The following is a 20,406-nucleotide window of genomic DNA, read 5'->3' as shown; positions in this document are numbered from 1 at the left end:
TTAGAGATTCAGAAGAGATTTATAATATAAATTGTCCCTTTTTGCTAAAGGTGTCAACTATCGTGGTCCAAATAAAGACGGCCTAGGAGAAATAAATATTTCCATCCGAATTGGCGGGACTGTAATTCATCCTGGTAACTTGATTGTAAGGGACATGGATAGAAATGCCGTTGTTCCAAAAGAAATGGAAGTAGTAGCAGAGAAAGTAAAGAAATGCTGAATAGGAAAAAAGTATTTTTGATTCCATTGAAAATGGAACTATTGACCGCAGTTGGATTGGTGACAATTTGATCATGGGTAGAAGTGGCAGTATTAAGATTAAGGGGGAATGAAGTAATAATGAGATTAATAAACATAATTGAACATAGACAGGAACTTGCAGGTGTTATTCTTGAAGATAAAGTGTTAACTATTTCTTCTATAAATAAATTCCTTGGAAAAGAATATTGGTCAAATACGGTGTTTAAACTTATACAAAATGATGAGCTTGACTCTTTAAATAGCTGGTTAAATGAGTCTAAATATTTGTTTAAACATTTGAATTGTGTAAAAGAATTAACTGAAATAAAAGTTGGACCATTATATAGAAGGCCCCGTAAAATTTGGGGGATTGGGCTAAATTATGTTGATCATGCCTCGGATTTAAGTACAAAAGCACCGAGTACAGAACCAGCGAGCTTTATGAAACCAGACACTACAATTATTGGTCCTTCTGATACAATTGAAATACCGTACCAGTCAGAGCGAACTACTGGTGAGGCTGAATTAGGAATCATTATTGGAAAGGAATGCAAGGATATTTCTGAAGAGGAAGCATCAGGTGTTATAGCTGGTTTTACAACTGTAATTGATATGACCGCGGAAGATATTTTACAAAAGAATCCCCGTTACTTAACGCGATCCAAAAGTTTCGATACATTCTTTAGTTTTGGACCTCAACTTGTGACTCCAGATGAGGTTGCTGATGTTCATGATTTAAATGTGTCAACGGTGGTTAACGGTGAACTTCATCGTAAAAATCTTGTGTCAAACATGACATTTCTTCCATGGGATCTTGTTTCATTTCACTCGAAGGTCATGACACTGTTACCGGGAGATATCATTTCAACAGGAACCCCGGGTGCTACGGTTATTCGTGACGGTGATGTCATTGAATGTCACATTGACGGCTTTGATCCGCTTGTAAATTTAGTTAAAGACTTAAAGGTGAAATAACTATGATAAGGAAACAGGAATTTAGTGAATTTTAAGCTAAAAGTCGGTTTAAGTCCTACATAATCCGAAGCTGAAAGGGGAACAACAGAATGGATTTAGGTTTACAAGGAAAATCAGTAATTGTTTTAGCGGCAAGCAAAGGGTTGGGAAAAGCAACGGCAAAACAATTTGCAACAGAAGGGGCGCATGTTTTAATTTCAAGCCGTAATAAGGAGGAATTGCAGAAAACACGGGATGAAATACGCTCGGAAACTGGGAATAATCATGTTGAATATACAGTTTGTGACATTACAGTTGCGCAGTCTGTTAAAGAATTGGTATCTAAAGCCGTAGAATTATATGGAACTGTTGATATATTGATAAACAATGCTGGCGGCCCTCCCGCAGGAATATTTGATAAAGTTGATGATAGAGATTGGCAAAATGCATTTGAGCTGAACCTGCTCAGTTTTGTACGTGCAATTCGGGAAGTATTGCCCCATATGAGAAACCACGGAAGCGGTCATATTATCAATCTCGCTTCTTCCTCCATTAAACAGCCAATTGATAATTTGATTTTATCGAATACCTTTAGAGCAGGAATGGTGGGATTTTCCAAAAGCTTATCACAAGAATTGGCTCAGGATAATATTTTAATCAACACCATTGGCCCGGGGCGAATCGCAACCGATCGTGTTGCACATTTAGACAATGTGAAGGCAGAAAAATTAAACATAGCCTATGAGGAAGTCAAATCTCAATCGGAAAAATCGATCCCTATGGGTCGTTATGGTACACCTGAAGAGTTTGCCAACATGGTAGTTTATCTTTGTTCAAGTGCAAATACTTACATTACAGGCCAGTCATTACTTGTTGACGGTGGCATGGTGAAAGCATTGTAAGATTTTTTTCCTTATGGATAAAGTCTAAGTACTTATTATTTAATAATGCATGTGACAAATTTTTTTGCGTGCTGTCACTTCCCTAATTTTGTCGAATGATGTTAGAGTAAAAGCATAATAAAATGAAATAGTAACTGAAATATTGGAAGGTGGTTGGTTGTTGCGTGATTATTTCTCATTCCACCTCATCAACAAATGAATACGCAATTAAAGTCAACAAATTCACGATTCAGGTCCACTTATCTTCCTTCTTTCGGTATATTTAATTGGGAGCATTCGCTTTCAAAATATAACCTGAAGGAGGCCTTTTTTATTGCCAGAAAATTTCCAGCTAAGTTAATTCTCGAGTACGGTACTATCTCGCAACATGATTGCCAAAACAACATGTGCTGTAAAAAGCTCTGTTAGTGACGTTTTCCAACGTGCCGATGAATTATAATTAGCGTATAATGAGTATTGCGGACAGAATGAGCCACCAGTGCGGAGTTTTGAGCCACCTTCTGCGGATAAAATAATAGAGCCAGTAAATGCGGAGGAGAGAGCCACTGATTATTAATGAAGAAAAATATACAGCCATTGAAACAATTTTGTTCTGTTCCAATGGCTGCTGACCTTACTTAAAATGTTTATCTTCTAATTGCTCATCAATAATCTCAACCGCCCAACGAACGAGCTCATTGTGATCCAAATCCTCATATTCAAGCCATATGCAGGTGGTAAAATAGCTTCCGCAATCGTTTCAATTCTTAATTTTAAATGCCATCCACTGGATCGATTTGTGAACAGAAAATAGTCGAAGCTACCTTATGGCGTGCCTCGATGTACAATCTCCAACAATATTGCGGCTTCGTCGGTTGATAAATCTGTCAAGCAAGTATGAGTACATCGACTTTCGTATATATTTTAATGCATTTCCGATAGCTTCCTTCTGCTGCTAACTTTTACCATAGTCCTTTACGGTAATTAAAGATTAAAATGCCCTAACACACCATCAGTTGCAGACGAACCTATAATTACACATGCCCACATTAATTTATATGCTTCAACCACATTCTCACTTGAAAATCTAATGCTTTTTGGTCCTATTAATTCCACACATGGAATGGTTGTAGTCATTAATGCTTGATTTGTTAACTTAAACTCCAGTTCAAATGTAATTGGGCCTTCGATTTTATAAGGATTGATATTTTTAGCTTTTTCCATAGACTTTTCCGCATTTTCTCTAATTAATGCTCTAGCTTTTTCTGGGGAAAGTAATTCAGCTGAGAAACGATCTATTCCCCACTTAACCACTGCACTTTCAACATTTGGGAGCGTTTCTTTTACTTCTTGACAATATGCATCATCACCAGAGATGAAAACTGCTGGTACATCATAGTACCCGGCAACTATAGTGTTCATTTCAGTTTCTCCAACAATTTGATTATTGATTTTTATTTCAGATAAAGAAATGCTGGATAAAGAATGATTAATAACTGTATGTGGCGAACCACCTTCACGTCCGTGATGACCTACAAACATAATGGCATCAAAAGAATGATCAAGACCTTCAAGCTGGCACATGACTCTATTACTGCCTGAAATGAGTCGGGCACGTTTATCTAAATGCTCGATGTATATGTTAGACATATTGGCGTGTCCATCTGCCACAACTACTTCAGTTGCTCCTCCATGAAAAGCACCTTCAATTGCTGCATTTACGTCGTCTGTCATTAGTTTCCTAAACCTGAGATATTCATTCTCTTTATTTAATTGAACCCTGGTAGTTACACCGGAAATACCTTCCATATCTGCAGAAATAAAAATTTTCATATGAACTCATTCCTTTCCGTTTAATTTACTCAGTGAGACGAATCTATGCGTTTAATATGGTAAAAACATGGCTAATCAAGTAGTAAATATATTTTCTAAGATTCCTTGAGGGAAGTATAGTGCTATACCTTCTTGAAGAAAGATAAGCAGTCCAATAGTTAGGACTACACTTAGAATAATTTTTAACGAGTTGAAGTCTGTTCGTATTTTTAAAAATAAAGCAATAAAACCGGCAGCAGCAATTTTAAACCCAAACAGGAATATTAAAACGAAAAAACTGATTAACCAAAGAAAGTTAATGGAGGCTACTTTAAAATCGTGTGTTACTGGCATTTCTGTATCGAATTTATTATTGTTATCTTGTTCTTCCATAATCATTTCAGTTTTTTTATGATAAAGGAGTGAACGAACCTGAGAGAATATATTTATGAACGATAGTAAAATACCTATACTAGCAAGAGTTTGTGGAAAATATCTTGCTAACGGTAAAAAGTCCAGTGACATCCAGAATACCCAACAAAATAAAATAAATAATGCTATGCTGAAGATAAGTGATAATATGGACTTCATCATATTTTAACCCTCTTATTTCTTTGATTTTTTATATAACTTACTAAGGGACTTCCAATAATGGTTAAGATAATTATTATCCCAATAATAATAACTACGGGACGTGTTAACCAATCTAGACCATAACGTTCTATTGATATAAAAAAGTAACGCTCAGAGGGAACAGCCAAAACAACACCAATAATAAATGGAATTCTGGACCAATTAATTTCTTTCATAATCCAGCCAATGAAACCAAAAGCTAGTAATAGCAAGAGATCAACCCAGCTTCTGGTGGCTTGATATGCACCTACACTAATAATAACTAATAGAAAAGGAACAAATTTATTTGGATCTATGGTTGTTAGCAGGCTAACTGGTTTTGCTATAAAGAAGGAAACCCCCGTTGCAAAGATGTTGGCTATAATTAATGTCCAAATGATCGACATGGTTATCGGCAGGTTATCAGATACCATACTGGGTCCAGTCTCTATGCCCATTAAAATAAGTCCACCTAACAATACTGCCATAGATGTGCTTCCGGGAATGGAAAAAAGTAAGGTACTAATCAATTGCCCACCTTCTTTGGAATTAGTGGCACTTTCAGGTGCTATTACCCCTCGGATATCACCTTTTCCAAATCCCTCGCTATTTTTTACTGTTTTCTTAGCTAAAAAATATGCGATCCAGTCAATGATGCTTCCTCCAAGGCCAGGTATAGCTCCGATAAAAGCACCGATACTTGAACTGCGAATTACTAACCATTTGTTATTAAATACATCACGTATACCTTGGAAACTACTACCTTCAAGTTTTCCTGTATTAGATATTTTTCTTTTTGAAGATAAGAGTTCTACCATTTCTGGTATTGCAAAAAAGGCTAATACAAGGATGATAATGGATATCCCGTCATACAGGTACAACCAATCGAAAGTAAAACGATATTCGGGAGCTGCTGGGGCAGCACCTATAGTTCCTACTAATAATCCTACTATCCCCATTAATATTCCCTGTATAGGTTTTCGGCCAGCTACCATCCCAATGATTGTGATTCCAAACAAGGTCAGCATAAAAAGTTCTGGTGAGCCGAAACTCAAAATTAACGGTCTTATTATAGGGATTGTTAGAAATAATGTAATGCCACCAATAATTCCACCAAACATGGATGAAATAAAAGCAGCAGATAAAGCTCTTCTTGCGTGTCCTTGCTTCGCCAACGGATATCCATCCATAATTGTAGCTTGAGATGCTGCTGTTCCCGGGATTCCAAACAAAACGGAAGGGAATGTGTCTGAAGTTTGTGTAACCGCTAAAAGTCCAATCATCAGTGCTACTCCTGCATAAGGATCCATTCCATACAAAAATGGAATAACAAGTGCCATGCCCACAGTTCCGCCAAGTCCAGGAAGAATCCCTATTATTAAACCAATAGTTATACCAAGAAGCATAAACGTCAGGTTAACAGGCTGTATTACATTTCCTAATGCTTCAATAGCAGCATCAATCATTCTTGTCCCTCCTGTAGAGGGGAAGAGGCGAATACAGACACCTTCTATCCCCTGACCAATCTGTGACGCTTAATCTATTCATTACTTCCCAAACCGGGTACATCATACTTATCGGTAAATAGTTCTTGGACAAATTGTAAAACCTCTGGCCTCATATTCTCTTCTTGTTGTTTTAGTGCATTTTCCAGTTGTTCACCAGCTAATAGATCTTCGGTGCCGAGTGCATTTATTGCGCCATCTATAAATTCCTGATCCTGTATAGCTTCCTGAGCTGCCTCTTTTAAAATTTCAATAACTTCCTCAGGAGTATCTTTATGAACATAGAATACTCTATAAACTTGTGTTAGTGAGCCGTTAAAAAGTAAATTTGCATCCCAAATAGGTCCAGAAGGTTCTTCTCCATACATTTCTTTATAGAGCTCTTGCATGGTAGGAGCATCAATGTCTGGATTCCCCTCAAAGTTTCCTTCCTCATTTAAATATCCATTTTGAAACAGGGGAATAGTAGCACCTGATTCTTCCATTGGAACGATAGAGTCAAAATAAGTAGTTTCTGCTTGTGAATCAAGAGAGATTTCACCTCTTTCCAAAGCAGCCATCAACTCACCGCCGCCATCATATCCTTGAACAAAATTCAGCTTATCAGTAATCCCTAAAAATTCTAATTGCAGGATTTGGCGAATACTGCCTATAGGGTCATGAATACCTACCGGAAGCTCTTCTTCTTCAAATTCCAATAAATCTTTGGGTTCTTCATAACCAGTTGTGGTAGAGATAGACATAACACTGTTTAATGGAACACCTAAAAATGGTTCCCAATCATCCATATCAAATTGTGCTTCCTCTCTTCCAAGTAAATAGGGAGCCAATATAGCTGTGTTACTTGCAAATATGCTATATCCATCAGCTTCACGCATAGCAAAATCATTTGCTCCTGTTAAGCCTCCGCCCCCAGTGATATTGACAACTTGTACAGATGGATCTCCTTCTATATGTTCACCTAAAAATTCAGCGACATATCTACTGGCAGTATCTGATCCACCGCCTGCTCCATATGGCACAACCATTTCTATGACATCACTGCTTTCATAAAAAGTAGAATCCTGGTCTGCATTATTATCTGAACCGCTTGATTCTTCAGCACTGCATCCGGTTATAAAAAGGAGAATACTTGCTAAAAAAATTATTGTCTTCATGTAATTACACCTCTCTGTTCCTAATATTTGTTTTTTTGGAAAATTAAAATCAGAAGAATTACTTGTTATAATCCTTTTGTATAATTTCTACGTTGCGTTCGGCGATCACTTTATCATAATAAGCATCCCTTGCTTTATTTCTTTCAACAACATCCGGCCAATCATCCTCATCTTCTCTAATGGGAACTTCCTCGCATTTTTCAATAACTTTATCAACATATTGCTTAGGGATACAGCATACCCCTTCCTCATCACCGACAATGACATCGCCTGGATTCACAATAACGCCACCGCAGCTAATGGGTACACCAATTTCGCCAGGACCAACTTTAGGGCCAGTAGCTGGATGTATGCCTTTACAGAAAATCGGAAAATCCAAGTCTTCAATTTGACTCATATCACGATAAGCTCCATCTACTACCATGCCTGAAATGCCTCGCCTTTTGCTGATAAGTGTATGTCCTGCTCCACCACAGCAATGTGTAGAGTGTCCACGGGCATCGACAACTATAACATCTCCAGGCTCAGCCAAAGTCAGTGCTTTAATTAACATCAGGTTGTCGCCAGGTGGAATTTTAACTGTAAATGCAGTCCCTAATAACTTCTTCATAGGTTTATATCCCGGTCTTAAAGAGGCATCCATGGAATAAAGTGGGCCAACTAAATCAGCAATATCAGGTACAAAGAATTTTTGGAAACTCTCCACTTTTTGTCTAGCAGGTCTATCAAAGTCCAGGTTAATTTTGAGTCCAACTATTGGGTATTTGCCATTCCAATCAGGGTTTATTTCATTCATTTTTAAATTCTCCTTTTATTTTTTTCGAGTGTAGGTCAGATACGATCAAGTCTATAATTGATAAATTTATAGTTTAGTAGTTTGAACTTCTTTAGGTTGTAAGCCTTTTCAAATCAACTGAAACTATACATACAAACAAAGAATTTATGTTGTATACAATGTAAGAGTCTATCAATTATGTGATTTATTGATGAAAAACCTGGGCGCTGTAACGAATTTTATAATTCGTAGTCATGTTTTAATCAATATTGATTTTAATGATAAGTTGGTCGTATACGTAAAACTGTACACCTTATACCGTGATAAACATGACTAAAGACCTATTAAAATGGTGTAACTATGTTCTTGTTTTTCTGTTACAACTATGTCCCCTCATAATAATGTTGAAGTGATTGAAACTTGAATCAGAGAGATATATACTTATCTCTTTGACACATGTTTCATGTTTCAGCTAACAGAAATTACGTACGGACTGCATTGTTGATTATTGACATTTAAAATAATATTTTCTTATTTTGTCACCACCTCTAAGTAGTTAATACTTCAGCTTAAAGCATTTTTTTAAATGTCCCTAAAGCTAAATCAATTGAATAATAAGTCCTGGATAATTTGCCAACTATTCAATTATTGACAATTATAACGTAAATAAATATTAAGTCAATATTTTTATCGTTATTTACGTTAAAAATTATTTCTGTTCTGATTTATCCCGCATGAATAAATACTATAATAGAATTTGGGGGTGCAGAATGGATATAGGAAAACGAATTCGTAATCTCAGAATTGCAAAGGGTTTTTCAGTTTCTGAACTTGCAAGAAAAGCTTTTATCTCACAATCATATTTAAGTGATATTGAAACTGGAAGAACTGCTCCTTCTCTTGATAAATTAAATGTAATTTGTGAGACTTTAGGGATTTCTTTGAGTGAGTTTTTTGGTGTGGTTCCAGAATTACCGGCAGAGGTAATAAAGCTAGTAGAAAATGTTCAAAAACTAACCGAAAAAGAAGTTAAACTCTTATCTGATTTCCTTGAAGTAATAGTAGAAAGAAACCAATTGAAATGAAAAATGCTGCCGATGCTATATATGTTCAAGTCGGCAGTTTTTTTGTTTTATAAATATGGGGTATTTTTTAGAAAGGTTTTGTTAATAATCTTTTATCTCTATATGAATCTACGAAGAAATCAAATGAATTAAGGCACATACCTATAGCCATTTATACAACATTCCAGCTTCCGGACTTCGTTTCTTCACCGTATACGGACCTATGGGACGACTTGACAAGGCTTACTATGGATTTGCAAATAAGTACTTTGCCGGAGAACCAATTAAAATATTTAATAACGGTGACTTTGAAAATGATCTATATCGTGATTTCACCTATATCGATGACATTGTAGAAGGAATGGAACGTCGTCTTTTAAGTACCCACCAAATGGCGATGTTTGGCATCAGGTATACAATATTGGAAATAACAATCCAGAGAAGCTGATGGTCTTTATCGAATTCTTCGAGAAAGCATTAATTAATGCCACTGACAGAGAAGTAGAGTTTGAAAAAGTATTCGAACCAATAAAGCCAGGAAATGTTCCGGCTACATATGCTTCAACCGATTTATTACAGCAAGCAGTAGGATTTAAACCGGAAACATCTATTGAGGAAAGATTGCAGAAGTTTGCTGATTGGTATGTGGATTATTATCAGAAGGGTTAGATCAGGGGAGGCTGTGATGGTGATCAAATCAACCGTCACAGTTGGATACAGAAAGTTAGTAGGAGAGAGATTTGATACAGATAATATCATTTCTCTCCAGAGTCACTTAGAGAAGGTAAGCTTTATATGACAATTTACAGCAATCCGATAATCAACATTGGGGAACAATCAGAAAGAGCTAAGCGCTTCTTCAGTTTATTATCTTTATTTTTAATAGGGATTGATTATTTGAAAGGGCTCGAAAGAGCCCTGAATTAAACCTTCATCATCATTCCATCAAGATTTTTGCCCATTTGGCTTTCCATCCATTGAGCAGTTTTGATTAACTTGGATAAATCGGTATATGTTTCAATTCCCATTTCACTAAACATATTTACCATATCTTCAGTACATACATTTCCGACAGCCTTTGGTGCAAATGGGCAGCCTCCTAATCCTGCAATGGAAGAATCGAAATGACGTACACCGGCTTGATAACCTGCCAATACATTTGCCACTCCAAGCCCTCTGGTATTATGAAAATGTAATCCGAGTTCAATATCTTTACCAAAAAAATCAACAAATGATTCCACTATTTTTTTTACCTGCGTAGGGTTAGCTAATCCGGTAGTATCAGCCAATGTAATAGAAGTTGCTCCAGCTACTGCAAATGAATTTGCTACTTCCAATAATTTATTAGTTGAAATCTCCCCAGCAAAAGGACAGCCAAAAGCAGTACCTAATACTCCGGTTACAGTTTTATGTTCTTGGGCAGCCTCTCTAATGACTTTAGACAGTTCATCAACACTTTGATCAACTGTTTTCTTAGCATTTTTTAAATTGAATTCATTACTAGTAGCTGTAACTATATGATAATCGTCTATCTCGGTTTGTAGAGCTCGCTTAAGTCCAGAATAATTTAAGACAAGTCCAGCAAATCTGACTCCATTCCCTTTTGGAACCAATTTCATCAATTCTTCGGCATCTGCCATTTGAGGTACTATTTTTGGATTTACAAATGAAACAGCTTCAATTTTTTTGATGCCGGAATCAATTAATTGAGTAATTAATTGTACCTTTTGTTCGGTCGTAATCGTTTTTTTTTCATTTTGCAAACCGTCTCGGGGGCCAACTTCACAAATACTAATCAATTCATTTCAACCTCCCTTACATTTGTATTCTTTATTTGTTTTAATACATCATCCCGTCCTTGGTAAATATGTTCCTGCATTGCAATTTTGGCACGTTCGGGCTCCTGATTTTTAACTGCTTCTAAAATAGTTTTATGAACCTCCAGAGATCTCATAAGCTGCCGCTCATTGTACCAATAGAAAGATCGAAAAACTAACGGAAGAACGACTACTTTGGAAATATGAGATTTTAAGTGTTCATTTTTTGCAGCTTTGAAAATTTCTTCATGAAATTCCTGGTTTGTCTGTTGTATTCTCTTTACAATGAAAATATCTGGGTTTTTTTGGGTAGCAATTGCCTGCTCATACAAGGAGTTTTTTTCTTCCATTTTTATCAATTCTTCTTCTGTTCGATATAAAGCTGCTTCACTCGCACCATAGCTTTCCAATAATGCTCTTAAATTATAAATTTGTTGAACATCTTCTTTGGAAAATTGTCTTACGATTACGCCACGGCGTTGAAGTGGAGTAACCAATCCTTCTGATTCAAGTTGTTTTAAAGCTTCACGTATAGGGGTTCGACTTACATTTAAATTCTCAGCTAAAGCTTCCTCGGTTAATCTTTTTCCAGGTTCAAATTCCCCTGTGATTATGGCATTTTTAATAGATATATATGAGCTCATGACTAATCCTCCTTAAACATATTGTATACAATAATGTATTTTATTTCAAATTACGTAATTTAATAAATAGTAAAATGCATTTTAAAGTTGATTAAACACTATTTTATAGAGTTAAATCAAATTCACTAATATGACTATTGACACATTGTATACAAAGTGGTATATTATCAATACATTACAACTTTTCTGTATTTAGCGACAATATATAAGTGTAACAAAAGAAAAGGGGGCTAGTTAGTATGCGGATTGTTTGAAAGTGTTTTAAAAAATTTTATAACTTTAAGGTGGTTTTCTAATGAAGGAAAGAGAATATTTAATTGATATGGTTATCTCAAATTATTTTGAAAGCGTTGACAATTATGATGTTAATGGTGTTCTTGATTGTTTTTGGGAAGATGCGACTTTTACTGTACGTTCTGGTCAACCGGCAAAACATAATGGAAAAGAAGAAATAAGAGAAATGTTTACTGAACTATTTAAAAGTTTTCCAAAGAAAATGGTTCATAAGGATTTTAAACATATAGTGGATGAAGATGAAGAATCTATAGCTTCACAATTCAACGTAGAATTAATGTCTGGTGATAAAGAGGAAGTTTACCAGACAAATTGTAATTTCTTTTACCTTGAAGATGGAAAATTTAAAGATGTTTATGTTTATATGATGGGTCAAAACGTTCTAAAAGGAAAGAAATAACAAATGAAAAGAGAGATAGAATGTTATTAGAACAATTTGAAGGGTTTGGCAGCTCGGTTGGTCCTGGCAACAACCCAGCTATAATTGTAATAGATTTTATAAACGGCTTTACAAATGATGCTTGCCCCTTAGGTTCGAACTTTGATAAAGAAATTAAGGCGACTGAAGAATTACTTCACATTGCACGACAAACTGAAACGCCGATAATATTTACCACTGTAATTTATGAAGAACATTTTAAAGAAGGCGCTTATTTTATACAAAAGGTTCCTGCCTTGAAACATTTAACAAAGGAGAGTGAGTGGGTTGAAATTGACTCGCGGCTAGAGAAACAAGAAAGTGAACCATTAATTATTAAAAAATTTGCAAGCGCTTTCTTCGGAACTAACCTTTCATCCTTATTGGCTTTCGAAGGAATTGATACAACATTAATTTTGGGCTGTACTACATCTGGATGTGTAAGAGCTACTGCGGTAGATGCAATCCAGCATGGTTACCGGGTGATTATACCGGAAGAATGTGTTGGGGATAGATCCCAACAAGCCCATGAAGCTAACTTATATGACATACAAACAAAGTATGGAGACGTAATTAACTTAGAAACAGTGAAAAATTACTTACTCAATTTGAAAGGGGAATAACAATGTACAGAGTTGCTGTTGATATAGGAGGTACATTTACGGACATAGTTCTGCAAAATGAGGAAACAGGTCAAATTTACGGAACCAAAACTCCATCCACTACTTATGATCAGTCGGTTGGATTAATGACTGGAATAAAGAAAATATGCGAAGAAAATGATGTTGATATTGACGAGATTCGGTCTATTATTCATGGAACTACTGTAGCCACTAATGCTGTACTAGAAGAAAAAGGTGCCAAAGTAGGCTTGATTACAACTGAAGGTTTTGAGCAAATTTTACATGTAGCACGATCATGGACGCCTGCCCCAATTACTGCATGGATGGGATTCCATAAACCAGATCCATTAGCTGATTTAATTTATACACGCGGTGCGAAAGAACGTATAACAGCTCAAGGTGAAGTTTTCAAGGAATTAGATGAAGCGGATATTAGGGATAAAATAACTTATCTATATGATGAGGGTGTTGAAAGCTTAACAATTAGTCTATTAAATTCCTATGCAAACCCTTCCCATGAAAAACATATAATGGAAGTTGCTGAATCAATTAATCCGAATATACCTGTTACAATATCTTATGAGATTTTACCGGAATTTAGAGAATACGAAAGAACATTAACTACAGTAATGAACTCTTACGTCCGTCCACCAATGCAGCGCTATTTAACCAATGTTGAATCGAGACTAAATGAGGAAGAATTCAATAGCCGAATTAGTATAGTTCGATCCGATGGGGGACTAATGAGTCTATCTGCAGCTTCTTCAAGACCAATTCATTCTATGTTGTCAGGACCGTCAGGCGGTGTAACTGCTTCTGCGATGATAGGTGTAGAAACTGGATATAAAAATATAATTTCTTTTGATATGGGAGGCACTTCCACAGATGTTTCCTTAACGTATGATGGAAAACCTAAAGTTGCAAGAGAGACAAAAATTGGGGTCTTTCCTGTCAAAGCTCCTTCTTTGGAAGTGGAAAGTATAGGGGCAGGTGGTGGATCCATCGCTCATGTTCCTTTAACAGGTGCTTTACGTGTTGGCCCTCAAAGCTCAGGTTCTACACCAGGTCCGGCTTGTTATGATCAGGGCGGTATAGAACCGACAGTTACAGATGCTAATGTAGTTTTGGGCTATTTGCCTCCTAGTCTTGTTGGAGGAGAAATGAAATTAAATATTGAAAACTCCAAGGCTGCAATTCAGAATATAGCAGACAAACTTAATGTGGATATTTATAAAGCGGCACAAGGGATATATGATATTGTAAATGAAAATATGTATGGAGCAACAAGAGTTGTATCTGTTGAGAAAGGGTATGACCCTCGAGAATTTTCTTTACTTGCTCTAGGTGGAGCAGGGCCGATGCATGCTAACGCATTAGGGAAATTATCAGGTAGTTTTCCTGTGATAGTCCCACCAACACCTGGAGTACTTTCGGCACTTGGCTTTCTACAATCAGTTATTCGAAATGAATATTCCAAAACATTTATCCATTCACTGAGTGAGTTGGATTCGGAAACGGTAGTATCGGAATTGACAGAACTGGGTGCTGAATGTAAACAGTGGTTAAATGAAGAAAATGTTCCTGAGTCAAACCAAACAATTCGATTTGAAGTAGATGTACGTTATTATCGTCAGGGTCATGAAATTTCAATTGAAGCTCAACTCGATCAAATAATAGAAGAGAGTCTGGGAGCAATTAAAAATCAATTTGACACAATTCATGAACAAACATATGGGTTCAAAATGGAGACTGAGGTTGAAATTGTAAATATTCGCGCAGTTGCCATTGGAAAAGTTAATACGCCTACACTTCCAGTTAATGATCCTGGCAGTGAAGACGCTTCACACGCAATAATTGACCATGAACATAAGGCTTATTTTGATGATGGATTTGTAAAGTCTCCGATTTATGACAGAGCATTACTGCAGCCAAATAATAAAGTGAGTGGCCCGGCAATTCTAACTCAGAAGGATAGTACAACGGTTGTATTGCCAGGAAATATTGCCAAAGTTGATGAGCATATGAACCTTATAATTCATGAGGAGGAATAAAAAATGGCGAATATAGACTCAATTACTGTTGATATTATTGAGAATGCGCTTAAGAATATTAAAGAAGAAATGGATGTAACCTTATTTCGTTCTGCGATGTCCCCTGTTATTCGTGAACAGCATGACTGCTTTCCAATGATTACAGATGCTGAGGGTAGAATGGTAGTTGGGAATTTTGGTTCCCATGTGCCGGAGGTTACTAATCAGTTCCCTGAAGGCATACATGAAGGAGATGTGATTTTTGTAAGTGACCCTTACAGTTGTGGAGGATCAGTATCTCATATAAATGACTGGATGATTATTTTACCTATTTTCAATAGAGGAGAACTTGTAGGTTATTCTTCCATGTTTGGTCATGTAATGGATGTAGGTGGGCCAGTTCCTTCGAGCATGCCGGTTGATGCCACCAGTATTTACGGAGAAGGTGTGCGTTTTCCACCTGTTAAATTATTCGATAAAGGTGTGCTTAATGAAGCAATAATAAAGATTATCAAAGCTAACTCTAGAACTCCATTAGAAAATTACAGTGACTTAATGGCACTTGTTGCATCTTGCCGAACTGCTGAAAAACGAGTTAAAGAATTATGTGAAAGGTTTGGTATACCAACTTATTTTGAAGCTATGAATGCTTTATTAGATCGTACAAATATAATGATGCGTGAACTCATTAAGAATTTCCTTCCGACTGAGCCTGTTTCATTCGAAGATTATATTGACGACGATGGGTTAGGAAATGGTCCATTTAAAATGAAGCTTACTATGTGGAGGGAAGGAGATAATGCCTATTTTGATTGGAAGGGCACGGACAAACAATCACCAGGTCCGATAAACTATTATTTGAGTGAACCAATGTTTAAAATGTTTATCGGTTCTTTCTTGATCTCTGTCTATGATCCGGCAATTAACTTTAATGATGGGTTTTATGATATTCTTCATATCGAAACACCGGAAGGAACTATGATGAGGCCAAAAGCACCAGCAGCATTAGGCTGTAGAACACATGCTTTAAGCCGTCTCTTTGATGTATTAAGTGGTGTTCTTTCTATTAATACACCAGAAAACAGTCCTGCAGCAAGTTATGGTACAAGCCCATATTTTATATACTCTGGGTATGATGATGATGGACAATATTTCAATTTAATGGAGGTTATGTACGGCGGTTTACCAGGCAGACCAATCGCTGATGGTTTAGATGGTCACTCATGGTGGCCAGCATTTGTAAATATTCCGACTGAATATTTGGAAACATATTATCCATTAATGGTAAATTCCTATAAAACTGGTACAGATTCAGGAGGTGCTGGAATGAACAGGGGTGGTAACAGTAATGAAAAGTTATATACCATTCTCGCTGATGGCGTAGTCTCCATTCATGATGATCGTTCAAAGATCCAGCCATGGGGAATTAATGGCGGGGAGCCTGGGTCTACTTCTTCTAAACTATTAATTAAGAAGGATGGGACTGAGATTGCTCTTGCTTCAAAAATTGATGGTGTGGAAGTGGAAAAAGGCGACCAGATCCTATTTATCACAGGAGGAAGTGGGGGATGGGGAGATCCGTTGGAGAGAACCCCTGAGCAAGTACGTTTAGACGTAGCACGCGGACTCGTAAGTAAGGAAAAAGCGCTGGAGTCTTATGGTGTATTCATTGATGAAAATGATGAAATTGATCAAGCAGAAACTGAAACAAACCGGTCCAGAATGAGATTGGAAAGAGAAGAACTGGAGGCATTCAACTTCGGGGATCGTGAAAAAGTGTTCAGCTGATATTCATAAAAGCAAGCACTTTGTTTAAATAATATGATACAAAGTGCTTGTCTTTTAGAAAGGTAATAGAACTGGAGGTAGGAAGATGACTAACAAAAATGAAAAATTACCTTTAGAAGGTATCAGAGTTCTTGAACTAGGAACATTACTTGCTGGACCATTTACCGGCAGGCTTTTAGGTGATTTTGGAGCTGAAATAATAAAAATTGAAGCACCGGATAAAGCAGACCCTATGCGTCAGTGGGGTAAACAGAAAGACGGTGAAGGACTTTGGTGGCCGATTCAATCAAGAAACAAAAAATCCATTACATTAAATTTACGAACAAAAGAAGGACAAAACGTTTTTAAAGATCTGGTAAAACAATCAGATATAATTATAGAAAATTTCCGTGCAGGTACGATGGAAAAATGGAACTTATCCTATGAGGTTTTATCAGAAATAAATCCAGGGGTCATTATGACCAGGACATCCGGGTATGGTCAAACTGGACCGTATAAAGACAGAGCCGGTTTTGGAAGTGTAGGGGAGGCTATGGGGGGTCTTCGTTATGTGACAGGGTTTGAAGATAGACCGCCTACCAGAATTGGAATTTCCATTGGAGATACACTTGCAGCACTTTTTGCAACAGTGGGGAGTTTAACTGCACTTCATGAGAGAAATGATTCTGGGAAAGGGCAAGTTGTTGATACAGCCATTTATGAGTCTGTTTTTTCAGTTATGGAAAGTATAATTCCTGATTATTTGCTGGCTGATTATGTTCGTGAGCGTATGGGGAATATATTACCTGGTGTAGCGCCTTCTAATATTTATCCTACAAAAGATGAAACTTATATAGTGATTGGAGCAAACGCTGACGGTGTATTCAAACGATTGTGCGAGGCGATGGATCAACCTGAACTATTTGAGAATCCCAAATATTCTTCACATCATGCCAGAAGTGACAATATGTCGGAATTAGATCAATTAATTGGAGAATGGACGAAAGGACATGAATCAGAATATGTTCTTGATTTATTAGCGGAAAAAGGGGTGCCTTCAGGATTGATTTATTCAGCAAAAGATATCGTGAAAGATCCCCACTATAACGCGCGAGATATGATAATTAAAAAAGAACATCCTAAACTAGGAGAGTTTCCGATGCCGGGAATTGTACCAAAGTTAAGCAGGACTCCAGGTGATGTAAAATATGTTGGAGCTGAATCTATAGGTAAACACAATAAAGAAATCTACAGCAGTCTATTAAACTATGATGATAAAAAACTAAATGAGTTAAAAATCAATAAAGTGATCTAATTAAGCTGGAGGTGAAGATAATGGGAAAGACACTTTATGAAAAAATATGGGAACGGCATATTGTGAGTGAAGAATTGTCAGAACCGGATATTGTTTATATTGACCTCCATTTAATTCATGAAGTAACATCACCACAAGCTTTTGATGGGCTTCGAATGGAAAAGCGAAAAGTTCGCCGTCCTGATCGCACACTCGCTACAATGGATCATGGTATACCTACTACGGATAGAAATTTGCCTTTTGAGGATAAGATTGCTAAAAAACAGGTTGATGCTCTATACAAAAATTGTGAAGAATTTGGTATAAAACTTTATGATTTATTTAGCCGTAATCAAGGAATTGTGCATATTATAGCACCTGAACTTGGATTAACTCAACCAGGTCAGACAATTGTATGCGGAGACAGCCATACTTCTACACATGGTGCTTTCGGAACACTTGCATTTGGTATAGGTACCAGTGAAGTTGAACATGTATTAGCTACACAAACTTTAAAGCAATATAAATCTAAAACGATGGCAATTAATTTTGATGGTGATCTTCCATTGGGTACAACTGCTAAAGATTTGATGCTCGCTTTAATTGGGAAGTATGGTAATGATTTTGCCACAGGTTATGTAGTTGAATATCGGGGGAAAGTGATAGAAGAATTATCAATGGAAGAGCGAATGACTATATGTAATATGTCCATCGAAATGGGTGCACGTGCAGGTTTGATGGCGCCTGATGAGACTACATTTGAGTACTTAAAAAATAAAACATATGCACCTAAAGATGAAGAATGGAAAGAAGCATTATCGCATTGGATAAAACTCTATAGTGATGCTGATGCGAAATTTGATCTATCGGTGGAGTTTAACTGTAGAAATATTTCCCCACAGGTAACCTGGGGGACCAATCCGAGTCAGGTAACATCTATCAATGACAATGTTCCTGAAACAGCTGACATACCATTAAAGAAAAGAAATATGGCAATAGAAGCTTTAAAGTATATGGACCTTATGCCTGGTACTAAAATGACTGATATTTCTCTAGATACTGTGTTTATAGGCTCTTGTACAAATAGCCGCATACAGGATTTGAGGGAAGCAGCTATCATAGTTCAGGGTTACAAAAAAGCAGAAGGCATTCGGGGGCTTGTAGTACCTGGATCTCAGGTTGTAAAGAATCAGGCTGAAGAGGAAGGATTGGATCAAATATTTAAAAAAGCTGGTTTTGACTGGAGGGAAGCCGGGTGTAGCATGTGTTTAGGGATGAACCCCGATAGTGCAAAACCAGGAGAACGTGTTGCTTCAACTTCAAATCGTAACTTTGAGGGAAGACAGGGGAGAGGTGCAAGAACACATCTGGTTAGCCCCCCTATGGCTGCTGCAGCTGCAGTTAAAGGTCATTTTGTTGATGTCCGTGATTGGGTAATTAGGCAGGGGAAGGAGGTATAAAAATGAGACAATTCAAGACACATACAGGTCTTGTAGCTCCTCTCGACAGAGCAAATATAGACACCGATGCAATTCTCCCGAAGCAATTTTTAAAGCGAATTGAGAAAAGAGGCTATGGAAAATATCTGTTTTTCGATTGGCGATATACTTCAGATCAAATTGAAAATCCGGATTTCGTATTAAATAAGCCAGAATATCGTAACTCAACAATTTTATTAACCAGAGAAAACTTTGGTAGTGGTTCATCTAGAGAACATGCACCATGGGCACTCGAAGACTTCGGATTTCGTGTTATTATTGCACCTTCATTTGCAGATATTTTTTATAATAATTGTTTCAAAAATGGAATTTTACCTATCATGTTAGGTGAAAATAAGGTAGAAAAACTTTTTGGTAAAACAAACAATATTAATGGATATGAATTAAAGGTTGATCTTGAGAATAAAGAGGTATCTGATGACTTTGGCTTTCAAGTGCAATTCGAAGTTGATGATTATCGAAGAAATATGCTTTTAAGCGGTTTGGATGAGATTGGCTTAACTATCCAGAAAGAGAAAATGATTTCAGAGTTTGAAGAGAATCATCAAGTATTTTATCAGTTAAGTTAATAATAAACTCACTAGCATTTTATTATATTTTCAAATAATATTCAAGAAATATTTTATTATTTAATTCAAAATTAGGAATCCATTAATTATAACGAAATACCTACTATTGTTTATTTTTAACGAATTGGTGCCTAGAGATTTTTCAACGGCAATAAAAAATATTCACTAATCAGAAGGTGAGATTGAGATTGCAATGGAAAAAATCTATGGAAAGGGGGGCACAATATCTGTATTTCAATCAAGAAGGACAATAAACTTTGGTCCCTTTAATCGTTTATACCTATAGCTTCATATAAGTCTGTAAAGTAACTTAGACATACTGATGGTTAGCACCCAAAAACTAAGGTTTTTATTTTAATTTACAATCCCAATCCATAAAAAAAGTATTTTCTTTGGTTCAGAAGTCTATTTTTTATTTTGAAAAAGAAATCCCACCACTTTATACGGTGGC

Annotated in this window: 18 protein-coding genes and 2 pseudogenes; 12 read left to right on the top strand and 8 right to left on the bottom strand. The window is 36.6% G+C overall.

Going from position 1 to position 20,406, the window contains the following annotated elements; genetic code table 11:
- The first annotated feature begins 31 nt into the window (after positions 1-31).
- The 3 genes from ACDX78_RS07690 to ACDX78_RS07680 all read left to right on the top strand — a co-directional run bounded on the left by ACDX78_RS07690 (position 32) and on the right by ACDX78_RS07680 (position 2,096).
- Entirely contained in the window at positions 32-220 is a 189-nt protein-coding gene (locus ACDX78_RS07690) for an RraA family protein (RefSeq protein WP_486026713.1), read from the top strand.
- Between the two features lie 119 nt (positions 221-339).
- Positions 340-1,215 carry a fumarylacetoacetate hydrolase family protein gene (locus ACDX78_RS07685; protein ID WP_486026712.1) on the top strand — a complete coding sequence of 292 codons (876 nt, stop codon included), beginning with the start codon at positions 340-342 and terminating at the stop codon, positions 1,213-1,215.
- Positions 1,216-1,304: 89 nt separating this feature from the next.
- Positions 1,305-2,096, top strand: coding sequence for an SDR family oxidoreductase (locus ACDX78_RS07680; RefSeq protein WP_486026711.1), 792 nt, complete (start codon positions 1,305-1,307; stop codon positions 2,094-2,096).
- Positions 2,097-2,729: 633 nt separating this feature from the next.
- Here ACDX78_RS07680 and ACDX78_RS07675 read toward each other — a convergent pair.
- The 6 genes and pseudogenes from ACDX78_RS07675 to ACDX78_RS07650 form a co-directional block, all read right to left on the bottom strand.
- Positions 2,730-3,037, bottom strand: a pseudogene (locus tag ACDX78_RS07675) (hypothetical protein); the annotation flags it as partial.
- Between the two features lie 22 nt (positions 3,038-3,059).
- Positions 3,060-3,908 carry a M55 family metallopeptidase gene (locus ACDX78_RS07670; RefSeq protein WP_486026709.1) on the bottom strand — a complete coding sequence of 283 codons (849 nt, stop codon included), beginning with the start codon at positions 3,906-3,908 and terminating at the stop codon, positions 3,060-3,062.
- Between the two features lie 75 nt (positions 3,909-3,983).
- Entirely contained in the window at positions 3,984-4,481 is a 498-nt protein-coding gene (locus ACDX78_RS07665; protein ID WP_486026708.1) for a hypothetical protein, read from the bottom strand.
- Complete coding sequence (locus ACDX78_RS07660) at positions 4,478-5,965, bottom strand: tripartite tricarboxylate transporter permease (protein WP_486026706.1); 1,488 nt, start codon at positions 5,963-5,965, stop codon at positions 4,478-4,480. Before ACDX78_RS07660 ends, ACDX78_RS07665 begins: the two co-directional genes overlap by 4 nt.
- A gap of 74 nt (positions 5,966-6,039) precedes the next feature.
- Positions 6,040-7,161 carry a type 2 periplasmic-binding domain-containing protein gene (locus ACDX78_RS07655; protein ID WP_486026705.1) on the bottom strand — a complete coding sequence of 374 codons (1,122 nt, stop codon included), beginning with the start codon at positions 7,159-7,161 and terminating at the stop codon, positions 6,040-6,042.
- A 58-nt stretch (positions 7,162-7,219) separates the two neighbouring features.
- Positions 7,220-7,957 (bottom strand): RraA family protein, encoded by a 738-nt coding sequence (locus ACDX78_RS07650; RefSeq protein WP_486026703.1) that lies wholly within the window; start codon positions 7,955-7,957, stop codon positions 7,220-7,222.
- A 749-nt stretch (positions 7,958-8,706) separates the two neighbouring features.
- Between ACDX78_RS07650 and ACDX78_RS07645 the strand changes: the two genes are divergently transcribed.
- A complete protein-coding gene (locus ACDX78_RS07645) occupies positions 8,707-9,021 on the top strand; it encodes a helix-turn-helix domain-containing protein (protein ID WP_486026701.1) in 315 nt (104 codons plus the stop codon).
- Between the two features lie 77 nt (positions 9,022-9,098).
- A pseudogene (locus ACDX78_RS07640) lies at positions 9,099-9,669 on the top strand (NAD-dependent epimerase/dehydratase family protein); the annotation flags it as partial.
- Between the two features lie 254 nt (positions 9,670-9,923).
- Here ACDX78_RS07640 and ACDX78_RS07635 read toward each other — a convergent pair.
- Complete coding sequence (locus ACDX78_RS07635) at positions 9,924-10,799, bottom strand: hydroxymethylglutaryl-CoA lyase (protein WP_486026699.1); 876 nt, start codon at positions 10,797-10,799, stop codon at positions 9,924-9,926.
- Positions 10,796-11,461: a GntR family transcriptional regulator gene (locus ACDX78_RS07630; RefSeq protein WP_486026698.1), complete on the bottom strand. Its 666-nt coding sequence runs from the start codon at positions 11,459-11,461 to the stop codon at positions 10,796-10,798. Before ACDX78_RS07630 ends, ACDX78_RS07635 begins: the two co-directional genes overlap by 4 nt.
- Positions 11,462-11,756: 295 nt before the next feature.
- Here ACDX78_RS07630 and ACDX78_RS07625 point away from each other — a divergent pair, with 295 nt between their 5' ends.
- The 7 genes from ACDX78_RS07625 (at position 11,757) to leuD (ending at position 19,955) form a co-directional block, all read left to right on the top strand.
- The gene (locus ACDX78_RS07625; protein WP_486026697.1) at positions 11,757-12,155 is read left to right on the top strand and encodes a nuclear transport factor 2 family protein; all 399 of its coding nucleotides are present in this window, start codon (positions 11,757-11,759) and stop codon (positions 12,153-12,155) included.
- 20 nt (positions 12,156-12,175) lie between these two features.
- On the top strand, positions 12,176-12,796 hold the full coding sequence (locus ACDX78_RS07620; RefSeq protein WP_486026696.1) for an isochorismatase family protein: 621 nt from the start codon (positions 12,176-12,178) through the stop codon (positions 12,794-12,796).
- Between the two features lie 2 nt (positions 12,797-12,798).
- Positions 12,799-14,847: a hydantoinase/oxoprolinase family protein gene (locus tag ACDX78_RS07615; protein ID WP_486026694.1), complete on the top strand. Its 2,049-nt coding sequence runs from the start codon at positions 12,799-12,801 to the stop codon at positions 14,845-14,847.
- Between the two features lie 3 nt (positions 14,848-14,850).
- Positions 14,851-16,614 carry a hydantoinase B/oxoprolinase family protein gene (locus ACDX78_RS07610; RefSeq protein WP_486026692.1) on the top strand — a complete coding sequence of 588 codons (1,764 nt, stop codon included), beginning with the start codon at positions 14,851-14,853 and terminating at the stop codon, positions 16,612-16,614.
- Between the two features lie 85 nt (positions 16,615-16,699).
- On the top strand, positions 16,700-17,908 hold the full coding sequence (locus tag ACDX78_RS07605; protein WP_486026691.1) for a CaiB/BaiF CoA transferase family protein: 1,209 nt from the start codon (positions 16,700-16,702) through the stop codon (positions 17,906-17,908).
- Between the two features lie 20 nt (positions 17,909-17,928).
- Positions 17,929-19,347 (top strand): 3-isopropylmalate dehydratase large subunit, encoded by a 1,419-nt coding sequence (leuC, locus tag ACDX78_RS07600; RefSeq protein WP_486026689.1) that lies wholly within the window; start codon positions 17,929-17,931, stop codon positions 19,345-19,347.
- A 2-nt stretch (positions 19,348-19,349) separates the two neighbouring features.
- Complete coding sequence (gene leuD, locus ACDX78_RS07595; protein WP_486026687.1) at positions 19,350-19,955, top strand: 3-isopropylmalate dehydratase small subunit; 606 nt, start codon at positions 19,350-19,352, stop codon at positions 19,953-19,955.
- Positions 19,956-20,406: the final 451 nt, after the last annotated feature.

Source organism: Virgibacillus oceani (genome assembly GCF_041521345.1).
GTDB classification, from domain to species: Bacteria; Bacillota; Bacilli; order Bacillales; family Amphibacillaceae; genus Virgibacillus_N; species Virgibacillus_N oceani_A.
Note: the sequence above shows the minus strand (reverse complement) of the source record. Positions and strands in the feature narration are given on the sequence as shown.

Coding starts and splice junctions, on each gene's coding strand:
- ACDX78_RS07685 (WP_486026712.1), top strand. CDS start 340: ATGAGATTAATAAACATAATTGAACATAGACAGGAACTTGCAGGTGTT.
- ACDX78_RS07680 (WP_486026711.1), top strand. CDS start 1,305: ATGGATTTAGGTTTACAAGGAAAATCAGTAATTGTTTTAGCGGCAAGC.
- ACDX78_RS07670 (WP_486026709.1), bottom strand. CDS start 3,908: ATGAAAATTTTTATTTCTGCAGATATGGAAGGTATTTCCGGTGTAACT.
- ACDX78_RS07665 (WP_486026708.1), bottom strand. CDS start 4,481: ATGATGAAGTCCATATTATCACTTATCTTCAGCATAGCATTATTTATT.
- ACDX78_RS07660 (WP_486026706.1), bottom strand. CDS start 5,965: ATGATTGATGCTGCTATTGAAGCATTAGGAAATGTAATACAGCCTGTT.
- ACDX78_RS07655 (WP_486026705.1), bottom strand. CDS start 7,161: ATGAAGACAATAATTTTTTTAGCAAGTATTCTCCTTTTTATAACCGGA.
- ACDX78_RS07650 (WP_486026703.1), bottom strand. CDS start 7,957: ATGAATGAAATAAACCCTGATTGGAATGGCAAATACCCAATAGTTGGA.
- ACDX78_RS07645 (WP_486026701.1), top strand. CDS start 8,707: ATGGATATAGGAAAACGAATTCGTAATCTCAGAATTGCAAAGGGTTTT.
- ACDX78_RS07630 (WP_486026698.1), bottom strand. CDS start 11,461: ATGAGCTCATATATATCTATTAAAAATGCCATAATCACAGGGGAATTT.
- ACDX78_RS07625 (WP_486026697.1), top strand. CDS start 11,757: ATGAAGGAAAGAGAATATTTAATTGATATGGTTATCTCAAATTATTTT.
- ACDX78_RS07620 (WP_486026696.1), top strand. CDS start 12,176: ATGTTATTAGAACAATTTGAAGGGTTTGGCAGCTCGGTTGGTCCTGGC.
- ACDX78_RS07615 (WP_486026694.1), top strand. CDS start 12,799: ATGTACAGAGTTGCTGTTGATATAGGAGGTACATTTACGGACATAGTT.
- ACDX78_RS07610 (WP_486026692.1), top strand. CDS start 14,851: ATGGCGAATATAGACTCAATTACTGTTGATATTATTGAGAATGCGCTT.
- ACDX78_RS07605 (WP_486026691.1), top strand. CDS start 16,700: ATGACTAACAAAAATGAAAAATTACCTTTAGAAGGTATCAGAGTTCTT.
- leuC (WP_486026689.1), top strand. CDS start 17,929: ATGGGAAAGACACTTTATGAAAAAATATGGGAACGGCATATTGTGAGT.
- leuD (WP_486026687.1), top strand. CDS start 19,350: ATGAGACAATTCAAGACACATACAGGTCTTGTAGCTCCTCTCGACAGA.